This is a genomic window from Actinoplanes sp. NBRC 101535 (genome assembly GCF_030269225.1).
GTDB lineage: Bacteria > Actinomycetota > Actinomycetes > Mycobacteriales > Micromonosporaceae > Actinoplanes > Actinoplanes rectilineatus.
This window is the reverse complement of the sequence record NZ_BSSY01000027.1, coordinates 1-23,423: the sequence shown is the minus strand read 5'-3', so window position 1 is coordinate 23,423 and position 23,423 is coordinate 1. Positions and strand designations below refer to the sequence as shown.

Annotated in this window: 19 protein-coding genes; 10 read left to right on the top strand and 9 right to left on the bottom strand. The window is 73.0% G+C overall.

Annotation, left to right across the window (positions count from 1 at the left end):
* Window positions 1-74: 74 nt before the first annotated feature.
* The gene (locus tag QSK32_RS41990; RefSeq protein ID WP_285475106.1) at window positions 75-956 is read left to right on the top strand and encodes an AraC family transcriptional regulator; all 882 of its coding nucleotides are present in this window, start codon (window positions 75-77) and stop codon (window positions 954-956) included.
* Here the strand turns inward: QSK32_RS41990 and QSK32_RS41985 are convergent.
* A complete protein-coding gene (locus QSK32_RS41985; RefSeq protein WP_285475105.1) occupies window positions 868-3,474 on the bottom strand; it encodes a 2Fe-2S iron-sulfur cluster-binding protein in 2,607 nt (868 codons plus the stop codon). The two genes, QSK32_RS41990 and QSK32_RS41985, sit on opposite strands and share 89 nt — an antisense overlap.
* Before the next feature lie 85 nt (window positions 3,475-3,559).
* Here QSK32_RS41985 and QSK32_RS41980 point away from each other — a divergent pair, with 85 nt between their 5' ends.
* The gene (locus QSK32_RS41980; protein WP_285475104.1) at window positions 3,560-4,264 is read left to right on the top strand and encodes an alpha/beta fold hydrolase; all 705 of its coding nucleotides are present in this window, start codon (window positions 3,560-3,562) and stop codon (window positions 4,262-4,264) included.
* A complete protein-coding gene (locus QSK32_RS41975) occupies window positions 4,261-4,464 on the top strand; it encodes a 2TM domain-containing protein (RefSeq protein WP_045741082.1) in 204 nt (67 codons plus the stop codon). The genes QSK32_RS41980 and QSK32_RS41975 overlap by 4 nt, the downstream gene beginning before the upstream one ends.
* Here QSK32_RS41975 and QSK32_RS41970 read toward each other — a convergent pair.
* Together QSK32_RS41970 and QSK32_RS41965 are read right to left on the bottom strand one after the other, a co-directional pair.
* Window positions 4,428-5,594 carry an aminotransferase-like domain-containing protein gene (locus QSK32_RS41970; protein WP_285475103.1) on the bottom strand — a complete coding sequence of 389 codons (1,167 nt, stop codon included), beginning with the start codon at window positions 5,592-5,594 and terminating at the stop codon, window positions 4,428-4,430. The genes QSK32_RS41975 and QSK32_RS41970 overlap by 37 nt on opposite strands.
* On the bottom strand, window positions 5,591-8,596 hold the full coding sequence (locus tag QSK32_RS41965) for an ATP-binding protein (protein WP_285475102.1): 3,006 nt from the start codon (window positions 8,594-8,596) through the stop codon (window positions 5,591-5,593). The genes QSK32_RS41970 and QSK32_RS41965 overlap by 4 nt, the downstream gene beginning before the upstream one ends.
* 32 nt (window positions 8,597-8,628) lie before the next feature.
* On the opposite strand from QSK32_RS41965, the gene QSK32_RS41960 reads away from it, so the two are divergent.
* Both QSK32_RS41960 and QSK32_RS41955 read left to right on the top strand, forming a co-directional pair.
* Window positions 8,629-9,942 carry an MFS transporter gene (locus QSK32_RS41960; RefSeq protein ID WP_285475101.1) on the top strand — a complete coding sequence of 438 codons (1,314 nt, stop codon included), beginning with the start codon at window positions 8,629-8,631 and terminating at the stop codon, window positions 9,940-9,942.
* Window positions 9,943-9,950: 8 nt separating this feature from the next.
* On the top strand, window positions 9,951-11,414 hold the full coding sequence (locus QSK32_RS41955) for a WD40 repeat domain-containing protein (protein ID WP_285475100.1): 1,464 nt from the start codon (window positions 9,951-9,953) through the stop codon (window positions 11,412-11,414).
* A gap of 438 nt (window positions 11,415-11,852) precedes the next feature.
* Here the strand turns inward: QSK32_RS41955 and QSK32_RS41950 are convergent, their stop codons facing one another.
* The 3 genes from QSK32_RS41950 to QSK32_RS41940 form a co-directional block, all read right to left on the bottom strand.
* Complete coding sequence (locus tag QSK32_RS41950; RefSeq protein WP_285475099.1) at window positions 11,853-12,296, bottom strand: hypothetical protein; 444 nt, start codon at window positions 12,294-12,296, stop codon at window positions 11,853-11,855.
* Entirely contained in the window at window positions 12,293-12,880 is a 588-nt protein-coding gene (locus QSK32_RS41945; protein ID WP_285475098.1) for an arginase family protein, read from the bottom strand. The genes QSK32_RS41950 and QSK32_RS41945 overlap by 4 nt, the downstream gene beginning before the upstream one ends.
* 95 nt (window positions 12,881-12,975) lie before the next feature.
* Window positions 12,976-14,583, bottom strand: a complete 1,608-nt coding sequence (locus QSK32_RS41940; protein WP_045741087.1) for a lysyl oxidase family protein — start codon at window positions 14,581-14,583, stop codon at window positions 12,976-12,978.
* Window positions 14,584-14,706: 123 nt separating this feature from the next.
* Between QSK32_RS41940 and QSK32_RS41935 the strand changes: the two genes are divergently transcribed.
* On the top strand, window positions 14,707-15,207 hold the full coding sequence (locus QSK32_RS41935) for a DinB family protein (protein WP_285475097.1): 501 nt from the start codon (window positions 14,707-14,709) through the stop codon (window positions 15,205-15,207).
* On the opposite strand, the gene QSK32_RS41930 is transcribed toward QSK32_RS41935, so the two are convergent.
* The gene (locus tag QSK32_RS41930) at window positions 15,197-16,183 is read right to left on the bottom strand and encodes a hypothetical protein (protein WP_045741089.1); all 987 of its coding nucleotides are present in this window, start codon (window positions 16,181-16,183) and stop codon (window positions 15,197-15,199) included. The two genes, QSK32_RS41935 and QSK32_RS41930, sit on opposite strands and share 11 nt — an antisense overlap.
* Before the next feature lie 132 nt (window positions 16,184-16,315).
* Entirely contained in the window at window positions 16,316-16,882 is a 567-nt protein-coding gene (locus QSK32_RS41925; RefSeq protein ID WP_285475096.1) for a sugar O-acetyltransferase, read from the bottom strand.
* A 130-nt stretch (window positions 16,883-17,012) separates the two neighbouring features.
* Here QSK32_RS41925 and QSK32_RS41920 point away from each other — a divergent pair, with 130 nt between their 5' ends.
* The 3 genes from QSK32_RS41920 to QSK32_RS41910 are packed head-to-tail and all read left to right on the top strand — an operon-like array spanning window position 17,013 to window position 20,957.
* On the top strand, window positions 17,013-17,486 hold the full coding sequence (locus tag QSK32_RS41920; RefSeq protein ID WP_045741091.1) for a nitroreductase/quinone reductase family protein: 474 nt from the start codon (window positions 17,013-17,015) through the stop codon (window positions 17,484-17,486).
* Between the two features lie 37 nt (window positions 17,487-17,523).
* Window positions 17,524-19,221 carry an ABC transporter ATP-binding protein gene (locus tag QSK32_RS41915; protein WP_285475095.1) on the top strand — a complete coding sequence of 566 codons (1,698 nt, stop codon included), beginning with the start codon at window positions 17,524-17,526 and terminating at the stop codon, window positions 19,219-19,221.
* A complete protein-coding gene (locus QSK32_RS41910) occupies window positions 19,218-20,957 on the top strand; it encodes an ABC transporter ATP-binding protein (protein WP_045741093.1) in 1,740 nt (579 codons plus the stop codon). The genes QSK32_RS41915 and QSK32_RS41910 overlap by 4 nt, the downstream gene beginning before the upstream one ends.
* Window positions 20,958-21,046: 89 nt before the next feature.
* Here QSK32_RS41910 and QSK32_RS41905 read toward each other — a convergent pair whose 3' ends face one another.
* Window positions 21,047-21,892, bottom strand: a complete 846-nt coding sequence (locus QSK32_RS41905; RefSeq protein ID WP_045741094.1) for a helix-turn-helix transcriptional regulator — start codon at window positions 21,890-21,892, stop codon at window positions 21,047-21,049.
* Window positions 21,893-21,977: 85 nt separating this feature from the next.
* On the opposite strand from QSK32_RS41905, the gene QSK32_RS41900 reads away from it, so the two are divergent.
* Window positions 21,978-22,829 carry an oxidoreductase gene (locus QSK32_RS41900; protein ID WP_045741095.1) on the top strand — a complete coding sequence of 284 codons (852 nt, stop codon included), beginning with the start codon at window positions 21,978-21,980 and terminating at the stop codon, window positions 22,827-22,829.
* Window positions 22,830-23,423: the final 594 nt, after the last annotated feature.

Below are 23,423 nucleotides of genomic sequence, written 5' to 3'. Positions count from 1 at the left end.
GTTCACACCCGATCCAACCGGTTCGGCGGCGGCGTTACCATGCGCGGATCGCTCGGGAGGATACGGATGTGACCATGGATGTGATCAGTGCGGCGGTCGCCACCAGCCGGGCCGGGCGGGCGGTCGCGCGGCTCAGCCGGTTCGCCGGACAGTGGGGTGTCCGGTTCCCGGCGGTGAACGGGGTGGGCCTGCACATCGTCCGGAAAGGATCACCCTGGCTGGTCCCGGAGCACGGTCCGGCGGTGCCGCTGGGCCCGGGCAGCATCGTGTTCGTGCCGCACGGGCCGGTGCACGGATTCGCCGGCGCGCCGGCCCGGTTCGCGGATCTGCCGGCCGAGGCGACCCCGGAGCCGCAGGTGTGCGCCGTGGACTTCGTGTCGTGCTGCTACCACCTGGACCGCGGTGCCGCCCCCGAGCTGTTCCACGAACTCCCGGACGTGATCATCCTGGCCATCGACGACGAGCGTTTCCCGGCGGTGCGGACGCTCGCCGATCTGCTGGGTGAGCACGCGGCCGACCCGCGGCCGGGTAATGAGCTCGCCCTGGCGGCGGTGGTCGACCTGCTGCTGATCCATCTGCTGCGGCAGTGGCAGGACGGCGCGGATCCGGCGGCGGTCCAGGATCCGCCGGTCGCCGCGGTGCTGCGCACGATCCGGGACGACCCGGCGAAGCCGTGGACGGTGCGGCAGCTGAGCACCCTGGCCGGGATGTCGCCGGCGTCGTTCACCCGCCGGTTCGCCGCGGTGACCGGGGAGACGCCCGGGGCCTATCTGACCCGGGCGCGTCTGGACCGGGGCGCGCGGCTGCTGCGGCACACCGGTCTGCCGCTGGCCGAGATCGCCGGGCAGTCCGGGTACGCCACCGAGTTCAGTTTCTCGGCGGCGTTCCGGCGCGAGTACGGCCTGGCCCCGGGACGCTTCCGGCAGCGGGAGAAGGCAGGGGAGAGAGACCGATGACGAGGTCGCCGGTGGGCAGGGTCTGACAGGCCAGGGTCCACCCGTCGGCCTGTTCTGCGGTGGAGAACAGACCCCGGCCGTCGGTCTCGCACTCCCCCGCGACCACCCGGATCCGGCACGTGCCGCACGAGCCCTCGCCGCAGGACTGTGGCAGCGGCACGCCCGCGTCGGCGGCCGCTTCCAGGACGGTCTGCCCGGGACGGCACGGGAAGCCCGGGCCGTCGCCGGCGCGACCGATCATGAACACCGGGGCCGTGGCGGCCAGGGCGATCGCGTGGGCTCTCTCCCGCCGGGTCTGCCGGCTGCGCCCGGACACGAACGCCTCGGTGTGCACGGCGTCGCGGGGCACGCCGAGGTCGGTAAGGTGTCCGATCAGGTCCTGCATCATCGGCGCCGGGCCGCACAGATGGACCCGGGTGCCGGCACCGGCGTACGGGCGCAGGTCCCCCGGGCCGATCCGCCCGTCGCGGCTGGTGATCACGGTCCGCACGTGCAGTCCGGGCAGTCGGGTCTCCAGGGCGGCCAGCTCGGCGGCGAACACCGCCCCGGCCGCGGTGCGGTGGCTGGCCAGCAGCACGATCCGGCCCGGACAGCCGGCGTGGGCGGCCGCCGCCAGCACACTCATCAGCGGGGTGACACCGATCCCGCCGCCGATCAGCAGCAGTGTCTCCGCCGCGTCGCCGGGCGTCCACGTGAACGTCCCGTGCGGACCGTTGACCCGCAGCGCCTGCCCCACCGCGATCTCGGTGTGCAGGAATCCGGAGCCGAGACCGTCCGGCTCCCGTTTCACCGCGATCTCCACGAAACCCCGCTCGTCAGGACCACTGCAGATGGAGTACGAGCGTGCGACCGGTTCCACCGCGACCGGCAGGTCGAGTGTCAGATACTGGCCGGCGACGACGGTGAACGGCAGCGGTCCGGGCCGCAACGGCGCGAACCGGATCCGCCGGACGTCCGCGGTCAGATCCTCCACGGCGGCCACCCGCAGGTAGCCCTCCCACGGGACCCTCCGGTCCGGCACCGGCGTGGACCGGACGGTCCGCCACATCGTCCCGGCCTGCCGTGGCGTGAGTACCGCGGTCGCCGCCATCAGACCCCCGGCGAGCGCGCCGACCACCCCGGAGCCCCAGGCGTCCTGCCCGGCCACATGCAGACCTCTGATCCGGGTACGCGACCCCGCCCGCGACGACCGGAGTCGTTGTGGAGTGGCGGCGAGTCCGTAGAACGAGCCCCGGACACTGTGCTGGTACGTCTCGAACGTCAGCGGCGTGGCCAGTTCGGCGTGCCCGACCGCCGCCCGGAATCCCGGCCACTGCTGTTCCAGCCGGTCGAGCAGCCGGTCGGTGATCCGCTGTTTGAACGCGCGGTAGTCGTCCGGCCGCTGCTGCGGGGACGTGCCCGTCCAGCGGTCGACCACCGCCGGGTCGAGCAGTTCCAGCACTTCGACGGTGTGCGCCCGGGCGGCCGGGTTGTTCAGCGACGGGAACGACACGTACACGATGCCGTGCTCGTCGTCGAGGCCCGGCATGAACCAGTGGTTCTCCCCGTGCACGCCGAACCGCGCCGGGGAGCGGGTCATGCCGAGGAACAGCATGACGGCCGACGACTCGGCCGGCAGCCCGGCCAGTTCGTGACCGCGACCGATCAGTGCGTACGTGTTCCGGGTGCCGGCCGCGGACACCACCGTGCCGGTGTCCACCCGGTACCGGCGGCCGGTGGCGGTGTCGGTGACGTCGACCCCGGTGACCCGGCCCCGGTCGGTGACGATCCGGTCCACCCGTTGCCGCGGGCGTGCTGTCACCGCGTACCCGGCAAGGGATTGCAGGATGATCCGTCCGACCTCGGCCGGACCACCCACGGGGTGTGCCGTGCCCTCGCGGAAGAACGTGAGCGGGACCGCGGCGTGGAAGCCGAACGCGCTGCTGCTCGGCGCGGTGCCGTAGAGGCCCCAGCGCGCGGCCAGCACCGCCCGCAGGCGCGGGTCGCGGAAGCTGCGGGCCAGCTGCTCCGCCGACGACCGGTAGGTGGACGGGAAGAGCCGTTCCACGATCGGCAGGCCGAGACGGCGGACCGGGGCCGGCATCGCGGCGAGGACGTGGTGCGCGGCCAGCCCGGTCATCGCCCGGCGGGTGGTCCTGGTGAACGCGTCGATCGCGTCCGCCTCCCCGGGGAAGTGTTCCAGCAGCCGTTCGCGGAGCCGGTCCGCGCCGGCCGGGACCGCGAAGTCGAAGTCCGGGAAGTGCAGCATGTCGTAGTCGTCCGGCAGCGGCTGCAGCTGGATCCGGCCGTCGGTGAGGTAGTCCAGGAACGGCCCGGCGTCCGCGCTGAGATAGTGCAGCCCGGTGCCGAAGGAGTAGCGGCCGGCCCGGGTGAACTCGTGCGTCATCCCGCCGAGGGTGTAGTGCTGTTCGAGGACGAGCACCCGGTGACCGCCGAACTGGGCGATCGTGCGGGCCGCGGCCAGGCCGCCCATCCCGGAGCCGATCACGACGACGTCGGCCTGTTCCTGTTCGATCATCCGCCCAGGCTGGCCGGGGCGGCGGAACAGACACTGAACGGGCGCGTTCCGTGGATGTCCAGTGGCCCGTCCTAGCTTTCCGGCCATGAGCAGAAAACCGACGATCGTGCTGGTCCACGGGGCGTTCGCGGACGGCAGCGGGTTCCGTGCCGTCGCCCAGCGCCTGGTGGCCGCGGGCTATCCGGTGATAGCCGCACCCAATCCGCTGCGGGGGCTGTCCGCCGACGCGGCACACCTGCGGGCGCTGCTGGACAGCGTCGACGGCCCGGTGGTGCTGGCCGGGCACTCGTACGGCGGCGCGGTGATCTCCGCGGCCGCCGCCGGAAGCACCGAGGTGACCGCCCTGGTCTACCTGGCGGCGTTCGTGCCGGCCGCCGGGGAGAGCGTGCAGTCCCTGGTCGAGAGGTTCCCCGGCAGCACCGTCGGGGAGTCGCTGCGCCCGGTGCCGCTGCCGGACGGGCAGGCCGACCTCTACATCGACCCGGCGGTGTTCCACCCGAACTTCGCCGCCGACGTGCCCGCCGACCAGGCCGCGCTGTACGCGATCACCCAGCGGCCGGCGACCGGCGCCGCGCTGGGTGAACCGGCCGCCGGAGCGCAGGCGTGGCAGACGATCCCGAGCTGGACGCTGATCAGCGGCGCGGACCGGATCCTGCCGCCCGCCGCGCAGCACTTCATGGCCGAGCGCTGCGGCGCCACCGTCGAGGTGGTCGAGAACGCCTCACACCTGGTGTTCGTCTCCTACCCGGCCACCGCGGTGGCCCTGATCGAGAAGGCGGCCGCCCGATGAAGCAACCCTCGCTGATCGGCCTGCAGATCCACGCCCTCTGCTACGTCGTGGCGAACCTCATCCAGGCCCTGGTGTGGTGGCTGTTCACTCCGGACCTGCACTTCTGGCCGATCTGGTCGATCCTCGGGTGGGGCGCCGGCCTGCTGGCACACTACTGGTCGGTTCATATCGCCCGGGCCAGACGCCGGGCCGCTTCGTAGAGTTCCGCCGGGGTGCGGTCACCGTAGGCGAACCGCAGATACCGCGCCGACCGGCCCGGCTGCTTCGGGTCTGCCGCGAAGAACTCTCCCGGCTGGTAGACCACACCCGCGGCGGCCGCCCGCCGGAACACGTCCGCCGGGTCGAGGCGGTCGTCGGTGAGCCGCGCCCAGAGGAACAGGCCGCCGTCCGGGGCGCGGGTCTCCAGGCTGTCCGGCAGGTGGTCGCGCAGCACGGCGGCCCGCTCCCGGTAGAGGGCGACGGCATCGCGGATCAACCGGTCGTACCAGCCGTCGCCGCTGGTGACGAGCCGTTCCACGAGGGCCTGGGTGACCGCGCCGGTGTGCACGTCGAGCCGGTTCCGCAGCCGGACCACCGGGTCGACCAGGTGGTCCGGCAGCACCAGCCAGCCCAGCCGCAGGCCGGGCCCGAGCGTCTTGGTGAAGGAGTTGACGTGGATCGTCCGATCGGAGGCGTGCAGCATCGCCGTCCCCGGGTCGGTGCCGGCGAACCGCAGTTCCCGGTACGGGTCGTCCAGGATGACGTGAAAGCCGTACCTGTCGGCCAGCGCGACCAGCGCGTGCCGGCGCTGCGCGGACAGCGTCGCCTGGGCCGGGTTGTGGAAGGTCGGCACGGTGTACGCCGCCGCGATCCGTTCCCCAGCCGCCAGCCGGGCCGCCAAGTGGTCGACGTCGAGCCCCTCGTCGTCGACCGGCACCGGCAGGATCCGCCGGGTGGTGATCTCCAGCGCCCAGAGGAATCCGGGGAACACCGGGTCGTCCACGGCGACCGTGGCGTCCCGGTCGACGACGGTCAGCACCGCCAGCATCAGGCCGTGCATGCCGCCGTTGGTGATCACGATCCGGGCCGGGTCGACGCCCTCGCGCTCCGCGATCCAGGACCGCAGGACCGCGGAGCCGGGGGCCGGCGAATACTGCAGGCTCGCCGTCGCCGCCACCGGGTCGCTCCACAGTGCGGCGGACGCGCTCGCCATCGCCGCGACCGGCAGCGCCTCCGGGGCGGGAATCCCGCCGACCAGGTGGATCGCCCCGGGCGCCGGGACGGCCATGCCGGCGTTCACGAAACCCCGCGGGGCGGAGAGCCCGCGGGCAAGCGCCGACAGTTCGGTCACAGCTCGGCCACCCATCGTTCGGCGCGCCGGGCGAACAGGTGCGCCCCGGACGCTGCGGAGAAGGACTGTGCCCGGACGGCCGCGGCCCGGACCACGGCGACCGGTTCGCCGCGGGCCTGCGCCAGGCGGGCTTGCAGGAGCAGGAGGAGACCTTCGGCGTACCGCTGGCCGTGGTCGCCCATCGCCTGCCCGGCCCGGTCCAGGGCGTCCGCCGCCCGGTCCAGCCGGCCCGCCGCCAGCCACATCTCCGCGATCAGCCCATGGTGGTAGGCCGCCCCCCACTGCGGCGGGTCGAGCAGGCCGGCCGCCAGCAGTTCCTCGGCCTCGGCCGCCGCGCCGGCCGGGTCGTCACCGGTCAGGGCCCGCGCCCAGCACCGGCACTGCCGGACGTAGTGGCCGATCTGCGCGCCGAGCCGGTCGAGGCCCTCGGCCGCCCAGCGCTGCCCGGCCCGGTGCGCGGTCCCGGCGTCCCCGGCCATCGAGGCGATCATCGTGGTGTAGTAGACCCAGACCGAGGCGGCGTACGGGTCCCCCGGCACGTCCCACCCGTCGACGACCGCCAGGGCCGCGGTGACGTCGCCGTGCAGGGCGGTCGTCACCGCCCGCCAGCCGGGGCCCTCGCCCGGGATGCTGCCGTCGCGGCGCAACGGCGTCTCCCGGTCCGGGCCGTCGGCCGGCTCCGTGGTGAACGCCCGGTACGCGGCGCCGATCCGGCCGATGTCCCACTGGTGCAGGCCCCACGCCAGCCGGCCGTACTGTTGCACGGCCGGATCCGTGGAGTCCCGGCCGAGGTCACGCATCCGCAGCGCCAGCCGTCCCCGGTCTTTCTCCATCGCGGTGAACGCGCCCATCATCCGGATGAACAGGAAGTCGGCCGCCTCGTCGTCGCGTCCCAGCGCCCCGGCCAGGTACTCCGCACGTTCCAGCAGGTCCACGGTGGAGGCGTCGTACCCGGACTGGCGACGCACCACGACGGCCAGCAAGGTCAGCGCGGCCAGCTCCTGCTCCATCAGACCGGAGGTGCAGGCGACACGTACCGCAGACCGCAGGTGCCGGACCGCCGCGCCGAATGCGAGTTTGGTCGCGGCACACCGGCCGGCCCGGATCAGCGCCTCGGCGGTCCGCGCCGGCTCGGCGAGCGGGCCGGCCGCCCACAGGTGATAGGCGAGCTGCTCGGTCACCACCTCGTCGTCGGCGTGGACATGTTCCAGGGCGTCGGCGACCCGCAGATGCCCGCGGACCGCCTGCTGCTTCGGGGTGGTCTCGGTGACCGACTCGCGGACCAGGTCGTGGGCGAACCGCAGCGCGGACGGGTCGTCGGTCGCGTACTCGAGAAGGCCCAGCGCGTGCAACGGCTCCAGCAGGTTGAGGCAGTCCGCGACGCCGACCCCGCCGGCCCGCGACAGCAGCCGCAGGTCGACGTCCCGGCCGATCAGCGCGGCGATGTGCACCAGGTCGCGGGCCCGGTCGCCGAGCCCGGCCATCCGGTCGCGGACCACGTCGCGCACGGTCGACGGCACCCCGGTCAGGCCCGCCTCGCCGGACTCGGTGAGCAGCCGGGCCAGTTCCCGGACGAAGAACGGGTTGCCGGCGCTGCGCACGTGGATGGCGTGCGCGACGTCGTCACCGGGGTCGGCGCCGGACTCGTCGCGGACCAGCGCCGCCACGTCGGCCGGGCCGAGCGGGCCGAGGCGTACCCGGTGGTGGCCGGGCAGCCGGCTGACCGCGGCCAGCGCCCGGGAGACCGCCGTGCTGACCGTCGGCGCCCGGTCGCGGAGCGCCACGATCATCGCGGTCCCGCCCGGGAGCCGGCCGGCCAGGTGGTGGAACAGCTGCAGCGAGGCCGCGTCCGCCCACTGCAGATCATCGAGGATCAGCAGGGTACGCCGCCGCGACGCGCCCCGGCCGACCAACGCGACGACCTGCTCGAAGAGCCGGAACTGCGCGTTCTCGCCGGGCAGGTCCCAGGCGCCCTCCCGGGGTGCGATCACCGCGCCGGCCTCGCCGGTGAGCCACCCCGCGCGGTCCGGGGCGGGCAGGCTCGCGACGATCGCCCCCAGCGCCTGCTCCCACGGCCACATCGCCGGGGTCCCGTCCCCCTCCAGGCAGGAACCCCAGACGACCAGCGTCCCGTCGCCTTCCGCCTCGGCGGCGATCTCGCGCAGCAGGCGGGTCTTGCCGGCGCCCGGCTCGCCCTCGATCACGCCGATCCCGGTCGGTGCGCCGCCCAGCACCTGGCGCAGCACCGCCAGCTCGTCGGCCCGCCCGACCAGTCCGGACCGCCGTGTCACGGGCGCCCCTCGCTCCGGTGGCGCCAGGACCCGCCGGTGGGCCTCGACCAGTGCCGGTCCCGGGTCGATGCCCAGCTCCTCGGCAAGCCGCTCACGGACCGTCCGGAACACTGCCAGCGCCTCGGCCTGCCGGCCGGCCGCGCCGAGCACCGCGACCAGTCCCGCCTGCACCGGCTCGTGGAACGGGGCCATCGACGCGGCCAGGCGCAACCCGGGGAGCACCCGCTCCGGGCGGTCCCCGGCGACGGCGTGGGCGGCCGCGGCCGTACACGCGTGGAAGAACTCCTCGTCCAGCGAGGTGAAGATCGTCGCCGGGCCGAGACCGCCGCCCGCCGGGCCCCGCCACATGTCCAGCGCCGCACCGTAGTCGCCGAGCGCCACGTGTTCCCGGAAGGCGGCCAGGTCCAGCATGTCCGGGCCCGCGGTGAACAGGTACGCGTCCCCGCGCCGGTGCAGGAACGAGCCGCTGTTGCGGGCCGGCAGCCCCGGTTCGAGGATCCGACGCAGCGCACCGACGTATTTCTGCACCACGTTGCGGGCCGTGGCCGGGGCGTCATCACCCCAGATCAGGTCGATCAGCTCCGGGGTGCCGACCGGGCGCCCGGCCCGGGCCAGCAGCAACGCCAGCAGGTAGACCTGCTGCGGCGGCCCGGCATCCAGCTCGGCGCCGTCGCGCCACAGCCGCACCGGGCCGAGAATCTGAAACCGCACCCCCACACTGTCCACTATGTTCGGAGACATCGGTGAGAGACGTTCGTCTGCCCCTTCCCGTGATCCTCCCGTACTCCACCGGCTCTATCGGGATGGGCGTGTGGGTCAGCGTGCCGGGCATCCTGCTGCTCTACTTCCTCACCGACGTGCTGGCCGTGCCGCCGGCCGTCGCGGGTCTCGCGCTGCTGCTGCCGAACCTCGCCGACGTGCTGCTGCACCCCTGGGTGGGCCGGCTCTCCGACACCGACCGGGCCGGCACCGGTCACCGCCGCCGGCTGATGCTGGCCGGCTGCGGCGTGGCGCTCGCGTTCGTCGCGGTGTTCACGGTGCCGCCCGGTCTGCACGGCACGGCGGCCGCGGTCTGGGTCGCGGTCGCGCTGGCCGCCGGCAACCTGTTGTACGCCGGATACCAGGTGCCGTACCTGGCCACCCCCGCCGACCTGGGCATCGGCTACCACGAGCGGACCCGGCTGATGGGTTTCCGGAACACCGTGATCACCGTCGGGGTGCTGCTCAGCGGGGTGCTCGCGCCACTGCTCACCGGCGGCGCCCCGGACGCCGGCGACTACGCCCGCATGGCCGCGATCCTGGGTGCGGTCATGCTCCTCGCCATGCTGGCCGGGATCCTCGGGGTGGGCCGCCTGACCCGGGCCGCCCCGGCCCCGCCTCCCGCCCCGGGCGGCCCCGGCGGTCTCCTGGCGGCCTGGCAGGACCGGCACTTCCGGGCGCTGACCGCGTCGTACCTGACCATGGCGGTCACGATGAACCTGGTGCTGGCCGGGCTGCCCTACTTCGCCGGGTACGAGCTCGGCCGGCCGGACCTGACACCCGCGCTGGTCGCGGTGTTCATGGCCCCGGCGGTGCTGACCACGCCGCTGTGGGTGCTGGCCGCCCGCCGGTTCGGCAAGCAGCGCTGCCTGCTGGCCGCCCAGGCCGCGTTCGTGGCCGGCGCGCTGGTCCTGGCGACCGGCGGCCGGGTGGGCCTGACCGTCCCGGTCGCGGCGATGGTGGTGCTGGGTGTCGCGTTCGCCGCGATGCAGCTCATGCCGCTGTCGATGGTCCCGGACGTGATCGCCGCCGCCGGGCCGGACGGCGCGGCCCGGGCCGGCAGCTACACCGGACTGTGGACGGCCGCGGAGGCCACCGGCGGCGCGGTCGGCCCGTACCTGTACGCGGCCTGCCTGGCCCTCGGCGGCTTCGTCGCCTCCACCGCCGTCGGCCAGGCCGTCCAGTCACCGGTGGCGCTGACGGCCGTCCGGCTAGGCTTCACCCTGCTCCCGGCCGCCCTGATGACCGCCGCGATCCTGTTACAGCGCCGGTACACCCTGGACTCGGTACCTGAATAATGATCGATATGGGGACACTCGACGGGCTCGACCCGGCACTGTGGGACGGGCTGCTCGCCCCGGACGAGGCCGTTGAACTCGTCGCCGCGCTGCGGAAACTCGCCGAGGAGGGCGACAGCGACCACCGGATCGGCGCCGTCCTGGAGGACCGGGAGAACGACTACAGCTGGGTGCACACCTGCGTGCAGTCGGAGGGCTACCGGCCGGCCGCGATCCCGGTCATCGGCTTCCTGGCCCGGATCGCCGCCCAGCCGTCCGGGGTCGGCAGCGAGACGGCCCTGGAACTCGTGGACAGCATCGTCGGCGCCGCCCTGGACCGGCCCACGATGTCCGGCGACGAACTCGACGCGATGGTCGACGGCCTGCGCGCCGCCGTGGACGCGGCCCGGCCCGACCTGCTCGAGGCGCACCGACTGGGCCGCTCGGCATTTCAGCTGTCCACCCCGCAGCAACTGCTCGACGATGTGGACTCCGGTCGCCTGCTGGGCGGCGCCGAGGAACCAATCTGGCGGGGCACTGCCCGCGCGCTGATGGCGGCTCCGGCCGGGTTGCTCGCGGTGGCGGGCGGCCTGCTGGTCACCTGGGAGGAGACCGGGCTGGCGTTCCGGTCTCCGGATGGTGGTGCGGTCCGGCACACCTTCGACTACCCGGGGCCGCCGGACGCCTGGCCGCACCCGGCCGGCCACGACCACTGGGGAACCCGGATGCGGGTCGTGCCGTTCGCCGACGACCAGGGCCTCGGGGTGCTGACATCGGGCCCCGTCCTGTGGCGACTGGACGGAACCCGCTGGCACCGGATCCGGCTGACCCGGCCCGGGCGGTGGCCACGGTGGTGGCGGTCCCGGTCGAACGGGCTGGCCGTCGCGGGTGACACCGCCTTCGTGGGGTACGCGGACGGCACGGTCGCCGCATTCGACACGCGTACCGGAACTCCGGCCGGGACGGTGCTGTGCCGGCCCGGGGAGCAGCTGCTCGACGCCGGCGAACGGCACCTGGTCGTGGTCAACCGCCGGCCGGACGGCCAGCCGCGGATCACGATCGTCGACCGGTCCAGCGGCCGGCCGGCCGGTCCCGCGTTCGAGGGTCACCTCCCGCCGCCGGTCCACTACCGGATGGACGGGCAGGACAGGTGGGCGGTCGTACGCCTCAGCATCCTGCGCCGGGTCGATCCCGAGACCGGCGCGGACCTGGATCCCGTCCAGATCGTCGGCGAGAACTCGGGGCTCTGCTCGTACGAGGTGGACGGCCGCACCTACCTGGCAGCCGCCGTCGACCGCCAGATCGTCCGTTTCGACGCGGCCACCGGCGAGCAGTCCGGGCCGTTGCTGTACGGCCACCGCCGCGCCCCGACCGCGATCGTCGCCATGCCGGTGGACGGCCGGCCCACGCTCTTCTCCGCGGACGGCACCGCGGTCCGCCGCTGGGACGCCGCCACCGGCACCCCCTGGCCCGCCGCCGTCCCGCCAAGTTGATCATGAGATTGACCAGGATATTTGTGCGCTCCCCCAGCAACATAGGCCGAGTGGCATGGACCCGGCCAAACCGTCGCCCCGGGTCGCGTCATCCGTCCTTCATGGCTGCCCGCCGTCGGACGTGATCACCGGAGCCGTGGCCGGCCGCCACCTGCGACACGGTGTTGATCAATCGCTCGCCGGATGCCGACGTCGGCCCGTAACCACCAGCCGTCGACCACGGCCGCTTTCGGCCTACAAACAGACCGTGAGCGACGGCCGGGTCGGCCGTCATGCCACCGATCACGTCGTCGGCTCACGGAAGCAGCGGGTGACTGAACTATGCCGACGCGCGAAGAGACCGGAGCCACCGCCCGGCAAGCTCAGGAACGACTTGAGCTGAATGGCATGCCCGGTGATCCGCCGAGATATCCCGGGCGTGACGCGGGCCCGGCGGGCTCAGGTCCGGCGCGCGGTGAGGGTCTGCACGGTGGACCACTCGCCGCCCCGGACGGAGATGTCGCTGCGCCAGGCGAACGTATCCGGGCGGATCGACGAGAACACCCAGCGCTCGATCCGGTCCGCGACCGCCCGCTCGAGGATGATCTCGGAACCGATTGCTCGCGCGTACATGCTGATCACGGTTGTCGTCGCGGTGGAATGGAACGTGAAACGCCACAGGCGCAGCCGCGGATCCCAGATCCGCACGCAGAGCCCGACCTCACGGTCGGCGTCGGGCACCGGGACGGTCGCGGACGGCACGCGCCACACGTCGAGGACGGCCCGGCCGTCGAGGGCGGGACCGAACTCCCAGTCGCCGTCCACCTCGCGACCCGAGGTGAGGTAGTGGATCCGGGTCCGCCACGTGCCGATCAGGGGGTCGAAGAGCCCGTCGCCGTTCACGATCTGCTGATCCCCACCACACGGGACGTCTCTCTGAGGAGGGTCAGCACTCCGGGCACGTCGCCGTTGACGTGGATCCACAGCGCGGGAACCTCCGGGAGAAGCTCGATCACCCGCCGGGCGGTCGTGGCGGGCCCGGTGACGCCGATGGTGGGAAACGGCAGCGGTGTCCCGTCGTCATCGCCGACCCGGACGACATCACGGTCCGCGACCAGGGTTCCCGGCCAGTCCGTCAGGAGCAGCTCGCCACGGCCGGTGGCCAGCGCCAGGCTCGAGTCGGCAGCGGCGCCCGGCTCGGTGAAGTCATGGTTGCCGGGGTGCCGGAAGTCGGCGCTGCCGCCGATGTGGACGAGCCCGGTCCGCTCGTGGCGGCCCGCGCCGGCCAGGCAGCCCAGCAGGATCGCACTGTCGTCGCCGGTCACGACGGGCAGATCGCCCGCGCCGATCGTGGCCGACACCGTGTCGGCGATCCGGAACGTGTGCTCCCGCACGGCCAGCCCGTCGTGGAACCGGGTGCCCGGCGGCGACTCCGGCGCGCCGGGCCGGCGGGGCATCGCGTCGGCGACGCCGATCATCACGTCCATGGACGTAGACCGTGGCACCACGGTCCGGACGGCGCAACCCCGCACGGCAGAGCCCGGACCCCACGCGGGATCCGGGCTCCGTGATGAGCAGATGATCAGCCGGCGATGCCGTTGACCTTCGGAACGCTCAGCGTGCGCTTCTTCGCCGTGCCGCCGATGACGATCTTGCGCAGTGCCGAGTTGTTGGTGGTGCTCAGCTCGGACAGCCGCTTCGACGGGTTGGCCAGCACCTGGATGTAGTAGGTGCCGTTCTTCAGGCCGGTGATGTCGAACGACTGGCCCGGACGGTCCTGGCTGTACGTGTCACCGTTGCCGATGTCCAGCACCTCGCGGACCGCCACCACCGTGTTCGCCCCGCAGGACGTCGACAGGTCGGTGTTGTCCGGACGCCACTTGGCGCTCTTGATGGTGTAGTCGACCGCATCCGTGTTGGCCAGGCAGAACGCCTCCTTGCCGCTGCGGACGGCCAGCTTCTTGTCGGCCTTGAGCAGGTTGTACTGCGCGAAGTCGGTGAAGTGCCAGTGCATGTGGCCCTCGCGCGCGTCCCACTCCATCGTGCCGGCCGCCTTCGAGCCGACCTGCTTGCCCTTGGCGTCGAAGTAGTACTGGTAGGCGTCCATCAGCTCGGTGCCGGTACGGCGGAAACCGTCCACCACGAGCGGGGACGATCCGGCGTTCCACACGGTGGCGCCGAAGTTCACGTACCACTTGCCGTTGGCCTTGCCGGTCTTCTCGTCCTCCCCCTGGGTGAGCGAGATCCCCCAGGCCGGGAGCGATTTGAGGTCCGGGCGCGGCCCGGCCGGCGCCTTCGCGGAGGTCGCCGGGCGGCTGGCCGCCGCCCGGAACTCCGGCCGGAACGACGAGACCTGGCGGCTCGCGTCGCCCTCCCCGTCGTGCAGGTCGTGCTCCGACGCCACCTGCGCGGCGACGCCCGGGTTCGTCGCGGCGTCCGCGGCCTTCGCCGCGGCCAGCTTCTCCTCGTCGAACTTCACGTCGACGACGGTCAGGTTCACCTTGGCGGTGGCCTTCTTCGCCGGGATCGCGAACATCTTCTGGTACTTGGCGTTCACCGTCGCGGTGACCGTGTACTTGCCGGCCTTGACCTTCTTCAGACCGTTCACCGAAGCCGGCTGGTCGGCCACCACCGCGTCCCAGCCCGCCTGCACACCCCAGACCGCGCCCAGCGTGAACGGGTTCTCCCCGCCGCACCGGGTCGGGTACGGGTTCGTCGCCGGCGCGTCCCGCCGGGTCCGGCCCGACGAGTACGCGTTGCCGCAGAACGACGTCTGGTAGGACGTGACCGTCTTACCGGCCTTGTCCTTGATGGTGATCGTGGTGAAATCCTTCAGCCCGGTGAAGTCCTTCACCGTCCCGGCCGGCAGCTTCACCTGCGTCTTCTTGCCGTTCTTGACGACCGTGCGGGTCGCCGTGATCGGCTTGTCGTACCCGGTGCGCTTCGCCCGCACCTCGAACGCGTCCTTGCCCGCGATGGCGTGCAGGCCCAGGTCGAGGGAGAGGTAGAACTCGCCCTCCGCGTCGTACCGCTCGGCGGTCACGTTCGGCGTCGCCGCCACGAAGCTCAGCGCGGGCGGCGCGGTGGCCGCCTCGGCGACCCCCACACCGGAGAGGGTCAGCACCACCACACCGGCGGCAGCGCCGACTGCGGGCCACCGGAACCGGTGCCGTCTCTGTGCCTCTGTCATGCTTTCCTCCCCGTCCGGCGGCCGCGGTGACCCGGCCGCTCTGCGCACATCAGACACCGGCGGCTGTGAAGCAGCTGTGAGGTCATCCGGGGTTGGCACTAACCCGGGACCTATCCTGTTTCCATGACCTTGACCTCGGCCGATGTCTTCCAGCACGACCTGCGCGAGCAGTGGGAGGCCTTCCTCGACGAGCACCGTCGATCCCTGCACGACAGCCTCACCGGTCTTTCCGAAGCTCAGGCCCGGGTTCGGCTGGTACCCTCCCGCACCACGCTGCTGGGCCTGGTGAAACACGCGACCTTCGTCGAACGGGTCTGGTTCGACGAGGGAATCACGCGCCGCCCCCGCACCGAGATCGGCATCCCGGATTCACCCGACGAGTCGTTCGTCCTGCACGAGTCCGACACGATCGTGTCGGTCCAGGCGGCCTACCGCGCGGCCTGCGCGGACTCCCGCCGCCACACCGCGCCGCTCGCCCTGGACGACATGATCCTGGGCAACCGTCGCGGTCCGCTCCCGCTGCGCTGGGTCTACCTGCACGTGCTCCGCGAGCTGGCCCAGCACTGCGGGCACGCCGACATCCTCCGAGAACAGACCCTTTCCGGGGTACGCGCTACTGCATGACCGTGGCGGGCGGGTGCTCGAACGACACCGGGCAGCGGAAGACGTGCAGTGCGTACCCGCGCCCGATGGTCACGTCGACCGGGTTGGCCGCGGCGCCGCCCGGCTCGTCCACGGGACGCCAACTGCCGCCCTGCCCCTCCCACTCGGTGGAGTCGGCGGTGAACAGCAGCAGCATCGCACTGCCGCACTCGGCACAGTCGACCGGCTGCGGATCGGTCAGCGACCAGTCGGCGAAACCGCCCACCTTCCAGCCCGGCGCCAGCGACAGGTCACGCTGGTAGGCGATCCCGTCGAGGGACTTCTCCCACACCCGGATCCGGTCGTCGAGCTGCATCGGCAGGAGACCGCCGTACGGGAACTCCCGCACCTGTTCCGGGGACACCGTGCAGGGCGTGGGCAGGTACGACTCGTTGACGGCCGGCGGGGTGGGCGCCACCATCAACGGGTCGGTGATGTCCGCGAGGGAACGCCAGAACACCCGGACCTTCGGGTTGTGCCCCTCCGACGGGTGGTCCAGCGGGCACCACAGCACCTGCAGCAGGTCGGTCCCCTCCGGCCCGGCGAAATCCGGAACGTCCGAGCGGAACAGCTGCGCCACCGGCACCAGCGGGATCGGCTGGTGCACGAGGTCGTGCGGCTCGGTGAACTCGACGGACGCCAGCTCGGCCCGCTCGGCGTCGGTCAGCGCGTACCGTTCCCCGGAGGCGGCGGCCCGCGCCGTCGCCGCGGCGTAGATGCGGCGGCTGCGGCGTACCGTGTCCGGGGTCTGGATCTGAAAGACGTCGTGCGCGTCCGCGTCGGTGCACACCGGCCACTCCTCGCCGGACGGCCACAGCAGCGGCCCGCCGACGGAACTCTCCGCGGAGGACGGCTCGCCCGGCCGGGGGTGCAGGCGGGTGGCGGTCGTCGCATACCCGCTCAGCTCCGGGAAATGGGCGGTGATGTCCAGCGGGCGGGGCGGCGTCGTACGCGTCATGGTCGGGATGGTAGGGCCGCCGACGACAGCCGCCGCATCCGGTGTGCCCCGCCGCCGAAGGTTACACCGGACCGATGGACGCGGGATGGTGGCGGCTGTGGCCGGCCTGGTCGCGGGCCTGGTCCTGGCCCTTCACCACGTCTGATCCGGAACGGCGCCCAGGTGCCGGCGTTCGATGTGGCTGGTGGCGGTGACCACGGTCAGCGGCGGCACGTCCTTGGCGATCACCGCGCCCGCGCCCACCACCGACCCGTGACCGATCGTCACGCCGGAGGTGATGGTCGCGGCGGCGCCGATCCACACGTCGTCCTCGATGACGATCGGGGCGTGGGTGATGAAGGCGAACCGCTCGCCGGGGTCGACGGGATGCCCGGCGGTGGTCAGGGTGACCCGCGGGCCGATCAGGACGCGGTCGCCGATCGTGATGCCGCCGAAGTCCAGGAAATAGCAGCCCTGGTTGATGAAGACGCGTTCGCCGAACGTCGCGTTCAGGCCGTAGTCGCAGTGGAACGGCGGCAGGACGGACAGCGATTCGGGGACCGGGCCGCCGAAGATCTCGGTGAGCAGGGCGCGCCGTGCGGGGAGGTCGTCGAACGGCAGGGCGTTGAGGCGGGCGCTCAGCGTCATGGCGGCCTGCACCCGGTCGGCGAAGGCCCGGGACTGCGGGGTACGGGTCGGGAGGCGTTCCTCGTGGCGCACCCGCCGATGATGGCACGACCGGGGCCGCTGATGGCACGGCCGGACCCTGCCCCACCTGGAGCCGCGGCCGGCGGATCCGGGGAGGACGGCCTCGGCACGCTGCCCGGGCATCGATGACTATCCTGCACGGATGATCGTCTGGAGAAGGCTCTGGCGGGCGGCGAGCGCCCTGCCCGGTTTCACGCCGGCCGCCCGCAGCCTGGTCGGTGTGGACCGCTGGCTCGGCCGGGTGACGCGTGGCCGGATGGTCGCCCTCGGCATGGCGCCGTCGCTGATCCTGACGACCGTCGGCCGGCGCAGCGGGTTGCCGCGCAGCCAGCCGCTGCAGTTCGTCCGCGACGGCGACGACCTGATCGTGATCGCGTCGAACTGGGGTGGGGAGAAGGATCCGGCCTGGTCGTGGAACCTGCGGGCGAACCCGGAGGCCACCGTCACCCTCGACGGCCGGGAGATGACGGTCACCGCGCGTGAGGCCGGTGACGAGGAGCGGGAACGGCTCTGGAGACTGGTGCTGGATCAGTGGCCGGGCTACGACGCGTACCGCAAGAAGGCCTCGCACCGCACCATCCGGTTGTTCCGGCTCACCCTGGTTAGGCTAGCCTAAGCCGCTCGGTGGGTGAGGTCGATGAGGGAGTCCCGCAGTGCCCAGCAACACGAAACCCGGCACTGCGATCCTGGCCAGGGCCGTGGCGCGCAACGGCCGGCGCCTCTGGACCGGCACCGGCCTGTCCGGCATCTATCAGCTCTGCGCCGCCCTCGTGCCGGTGTTCATCGGCGTCATCGTCGACCGCGCGGTGGCCACCGGTGACGTGACCGCCCTGCTGACCTGGGTCGGCGCCCTCGCCCTGCTCTTCCTGGTCCTCGCGGTCACCTACCGTTACGCCGCCCGGTTCCTGCAGCGGGCCATCGCCGAGGAGGGCCACCGGCTGCGGGTCGAGGTCGCCGCCCGGATCCTGGACCCGCGCGGCCTGCGGACCGACCGGCGGGCCGGTGACCTGCTCGCCGTGTCGACGATCGACGCCGACTACACCTCGTACTTCCTGGACCACATCCCGCGGATCGCCAGCGCCCTGATCGCGGTCGTGGTCAGCGCGGTCACCCTGCTGCTGATCTCGCCGCCGCTCGGCCTGATCGTGCTGATCGCCACCCCGATCGTGCTGGCCGTGCTCAACCTGACCGGCCCGCTGATCAGCCGCCGGGTCGCCGACCAGCAGGAACAGGCCGGGCGGGCCAGCTCACTGGCGACCGACCTGGTCACCGGACTGCGGCCGCTGCGCGGCATCGGCGCGCAGAACGCCGCCGCCGACCGGTACCGGGTGGTCAGCCGCCGGTCGCTGGACGCCACCCTGCGCGCGTCCCGCACCACCAACGCCTACCTGAGCGGCTCGACCATGCTGAGCACCCTGCTCGCCGGCGGCATCGCCATCGCGGCCGGCTGGTTCGCGCTCACCGACCGGATCACCGTCGGCCAGTTCATCACCGTGATCGGCTCCGCGCAGTTCCTCATCGAACCGTTCGGCACCCTCGCCGTGGTGCCCAGCTGGGTGGCCGCCGCCCGGGCCGCCGCGGACCGGGTCGCCTCGGTCGTCACCGCCGGGCTGATCCTGCCCGCGGGCGTCGCCGACCCGTCCGGCGACACGTGCGACCTGCGGCTGGCCGGCGTCACCCACGGTTCGCTGGCCGGCCTCGACCTGCACGTGCGGCCCGGCGAGTTCGTCGGTGTCGTCGCCCACCGGCCCGCCGACGCCGAAGCGCTGGTCACCGTCTTGTCCATCCCGGACGGGTACGCCGGCGACATCCTGCTCGGCGGCGAACGCCTCGAGTCCGTGGACCGTTCCCGGGCCCGCCGGCTGCTGCACGTCGAACCGCACCGCACCGACCTGTTCACCGGCACCCTCGCCACCAACATCGACCTCGCCGCGACCGGCGGCGACGACCTCACCGCGGCACTGCGGGCGGCCGCCGCCGACGGCGTCACCGACCTGCACGCCGACGGACTCGGCGCCCCGGTCAGCGAACGCGGCGCGAACCTCTCCGGCGGCCAGCGCCAGCGCGTCGCCCTGGCCCGCGCCCTGCTCGCCCGGCCACCGCTGCTGGTGCTGCACGACCCGACGACAGCCGTGGACGCCGTGACCGAACAGGCCATCGCCGACGGCATCCGCGCCCTGCGTCACGGCCCCGGCACCGGCTTCGGCACTGTCGTCATCACCACCAGCCCGGCACTGCTCGCCGCCGCGGACCGGGTCGTCGTCATCGGCGACGGCGTGGTCACGGCCGAAGGCCCGCACGCCGCGCTCAGCGCCGGCGACGACACCTACCGACGGACGGTTCTGCGATGAGTGCCCTGCTGCTGCCGGTGGCCGAACCCCGGGAAAGCCGTGCCTGGCTGGGCGCCGAGCTGCGGGCCCGCAAGGGCGCGACGGCCCTCACCCTGCTCGCCGGGGCGGTCGCGGCCGCGGCGTCGACGGTTCCGGCGTACGCGCTGGGCCTGCTCGTGGACCGCATCCGCGGCGGCGGCGACACCGGCGCGATCCTCCCGATCGCGGTGACCATCGTCGTCGCGGCGATCGTCGGCGGCGGCGCCACCGGACTCTCCGGATATCTGATCAGCCGCCTCGGCGGGCGGATCCTGGCCGGGCTGCGCGAGCGTACCGTCGGCACGGCCCTGCGCCTGCCCGCGCAGGTCCTCGACCGGGCCGGCCGTGGCGACCTGCTGTCCCGGGTCGGCGCGGACATCACCGCCATCGACAAGGCCGTCTCCGACGTACTGCCCGGCATGATCTCGGCGGTGCTGCTCGCCGTCTTCAGCCTCGCCACCATGGTCGGCATCGACTGGCGGCTCGGCCTGGCCGGGGCGGTCGCGGTGCCGCTCTACACCCTGGCGCTGCGGTGGTACCTGCCGAAGGCGGCACCCTCCTACGCGGCGGAACGGGTGGCCATCGCCGCCCGCTCCCAGCTGTTCGTCGAAGGCATGCAGGGACTGCGAACCGTCCACACCTACCGCCTCGAGGACCGGCACCTCGCCGACATCGAGGGCGCGTCGGCCCACGCCCGGGACATCTCGGTTCGGGTGTTCGCGCTCTACACCCGCTTCGTGGGACGCATCAACCGGGCCGAGCTGACCGGACTCGCCGCGGTGCTGGTGACCGGGTTCCTCCTCGTACACCAGGCAGATGTCTCTGTGGGTGAGGTGTCCGCGGCGGCCCTGCTGTTCCACCGGCTGTTCAACCCGATCGCCATGCTGATGGTCACCTTCGACAAGGCCCAGGACGCCGGGGCGAGCCTGGCCCGGCTGGTCGGCGTGATCGGCATGGAGACCGAGGACCGGTCCTCGGGGCAGGCCGCCGCCGGACGGGACCTGGCCCTCGACGACGTCAGCTTCAGCTACGACGGCACCGCCCCGGTCCTCAACGGCGTGTCGTTGCGCGTCGCCCCCGGCGAGTTGGTCGCCCTGGTCGGCTCGACCGGCGCGGGCAAGACCACCGCGGCGTCGCTGGCCGCGGGCATCCTGCGCCCGGAGAAAGGCCAGGTCACCGTCGGTGGCATCCCGGTCGCCGACCTGACCGCCCAGACGATCGCCATCGTCAGCCAGGAGACGCACGTCTTCGCCGGCCCCCTCGCGGAAGATCTGCGCCTGGCCCGCCCCGCCGCCACCGACGACGAGGTGACCGCCGCCCTGGACCGGGTCGGCGCGCTGACCTGGGCACGTTCCCTGCCGGACGGTCTGGACACGGTGGTCGGCGACGGCGGTTTCCAGCTGACGGCGGCCCGCGCACAGCAACTGGCCCTGGCCCGGGTGGTCCTGCTCGACCCGCCGGTCGTGGTCCTGGACGAGGCCACCGCCGAGGCGGGCAGCGCCGGAGCCCGCGACCTCGAGTCGGCGGCCACGGCGGCGCTGCAGGGCCGGACCGCGCTGGTGGTCGCCCACCGGTTGACGCAGGCCGCGGCCGCCGACCGCGTGATCGTCATGGAACACGGCACGATCGTCGAGGACGGCCCACACGCGGAGCTGGTGGACGCCGGGGGCCGCTACGCCCAGCTGTGGTCGGCCTGGTCCTCCCGCGCCACCTCCTGACCGTTTCCCGCACCCCTCCTGGTGTACGCGCCAAGCACCGTCCCGCCGCCCACCAGACCCCGAACCCTTACTCTGCGGTATCGCCGGGCTCACGGTCGGATGCCCTTTCCACCGGAACGGGCGTGCAGGGAGCCGAGCAGCGCGAGCGCCTCGGCCGAGCGGCTGCCGGGTTCGGGCTGGTAGACGACCAGGAGCTGGCCCGCCGCCCCGCGTACGTCGAAGGACTGCGACACGAGGGCGAGCGGCCCGACGTCGGGGTGCTGCAGTTCGGTGGCGTCCTGGGTCTTGCCGTACACGGTCGGCGACGCCCACAGCGCGGCGAACTCCTCGCTCTCCGCGCGCAGCGAACCCACCACCTCGTACAGGCGGGGGTAGTCCGGGTAGAGGCCACCGGCGTGGCGCAGCCCGGCCACGATCGACGCGGCGAACCGGTCCCACCGCCGGAAGAACCGCCGGGCGGCCGGGTCGAGGAACGTCATCCGGGCCAGGTTGCCGGCCGTCGCGAATGTCTCGAACGCAGCGAACAGCGCCTCGGCGAGCGGGTTGGCCGCCATGACGTCCTTGGCCGGGTTGAGGACGAACGCGGGGGCCGCGGTGTACCCGTCGAGCAGGTGCCGCAGCGGCCGGGTGACCGTCTCGCGGGGCGCCGGCCGACCGTCCGGGACCGCGCCGGCCAGCCGGTACAGGTGTTCCCGGGCCGGGCCGTCCATCCGCAGGGCGTTCCCGATCGCCGCCAGCACCTGCGGTGACGGGCTGCGTTCGCGGCCCTGCTCCAGCCGCGCGTAGTAGTCGCCGTTCATGCCGGCCAGGGCCGCGACCTCCTCGCGCCGCAGCCCGGCGACCCGGCGCCGCCCGTACGACGGAAGATCCACGTCCTCGGGCCGCAGCCGGGAGCGGTGGGCGCGCAGGAACTCGCCGAGGTCGTTGCCGGTCATCCCCCGAGGCTAGGGTCTGCCCTGTCGCGGTGCCGGGGTACGTCACGTCCTGGTTGGCGGACCGCCGCCGGTACACGCTGGCCGCATGACTTCCCCCACCATCCTCATCACCGGGGTCAGCAGCGGCCTCGGCCAGGCCATCGCCGTCGCCGCGCTGGACGCCGGCCACACCGTCGTCGGGACCGTCCGCACAGACGCCGACGCGGCCGCCTTCGAGGCCCGGCACCCGCAGCGGGCACAGGCCCGGATCCTCGACGTCACCGACGACGACGCCGTCTTCGCCGCCCTGCGCGACGTCCCGGCCGACGTGCTGATCGCCAACGCCGGGTACGGGCTGGAGGGCACCTTCGAGGAGACCCCGCTGTCCGCCCTGCGCGCCCAGTTCGACGCGAACGTCTTCGGCGCCGCCGCGACCATCCAGGCCGTGCTGCCGTACATGCGCGAACGTCGCCGGGGCCACATCCTGGCCGTCACCTCGATGGGCGGGCTGGCCGGCTTCCCCGGCGTCTCCGCCTACTGCGGCAGCAAGTACGCCCTCGAAGGCATCCTCGAATCCCTCGGCAAGGAGGTCGCGGCGTTCGGCATCCACGTCACCGCGATCGAACCCGGTTCGTTCCGCACCGACTGGGCCGGACGGTCGATGACCCGGGCACCGCGGACCATCGCCGACTACGACGACCTCTTCGGCCCGATCCGCGAGGCCCGCCGCGACGCCAGCGGCCGGCAGCTCGGCGACCCGGCCCGCGCGGCGGCCGCCGTCCTGCACATCCTGGACGTGCCCGAGCCGCCCCGCCATCTGATCCTCGGATCGGACGCGCTGACGGTCGTCCGCGCCGGCCGGGCCGCCGTCGACCACGACATCGCCACCTGGGAGCGGCTGTCCCGCTCGACCGACTTCCCGGCCGACGCCCCGGCGGGTCCGTCAGCGGCATCGTGACGGTGATACGCCGACGCGGACCCGCGGGCCGTCACCCGCGGCGCTCGACGCACTGGAGGACGCCATCGATCAGCTGTCTCTCCCGGCCGGCCCACCACCGCGACACTGCGTCCCCGCGAACGGCTCAGTCGATGTCGGAACGTGTCCAGATCCAGACACGTTTCGCAGTCAGGGTGCGAAGCCCGTCCGCGTGGTGATTTCGGGCGCGCTGGACGCCCCAACTCACCACACCCGTGGCGGTGTGGTGAATACGGGCGCGCTAGACGCCCCAAATCACCACACTGTTGTGGGTGTGGTGAATACGGGCGCGCTGGACGCCCCAAATCACCACACCGGTGGGGGCGTGGTGAATACGGGCGCGCTGCGCGCCCCAATTCACCACACCCGTGGGGGTGTGGTGTTTTCGGGTGGTCAGCGCGCCCGAAGTCACCACGCAGGCAGACCCTGACTGCGAAGGTGTCTAGACCCAACGCCGTTCAGTTAGGCGTTGGTGTGGCTGGTCAAGGGGTGTGTTGATCGGGGAGTAAGAAGCGGAGTTCCGGTATCAAGGTTTGTCACTCCAAGACAACCCAGAACCAGGAACTCCGCTTGACT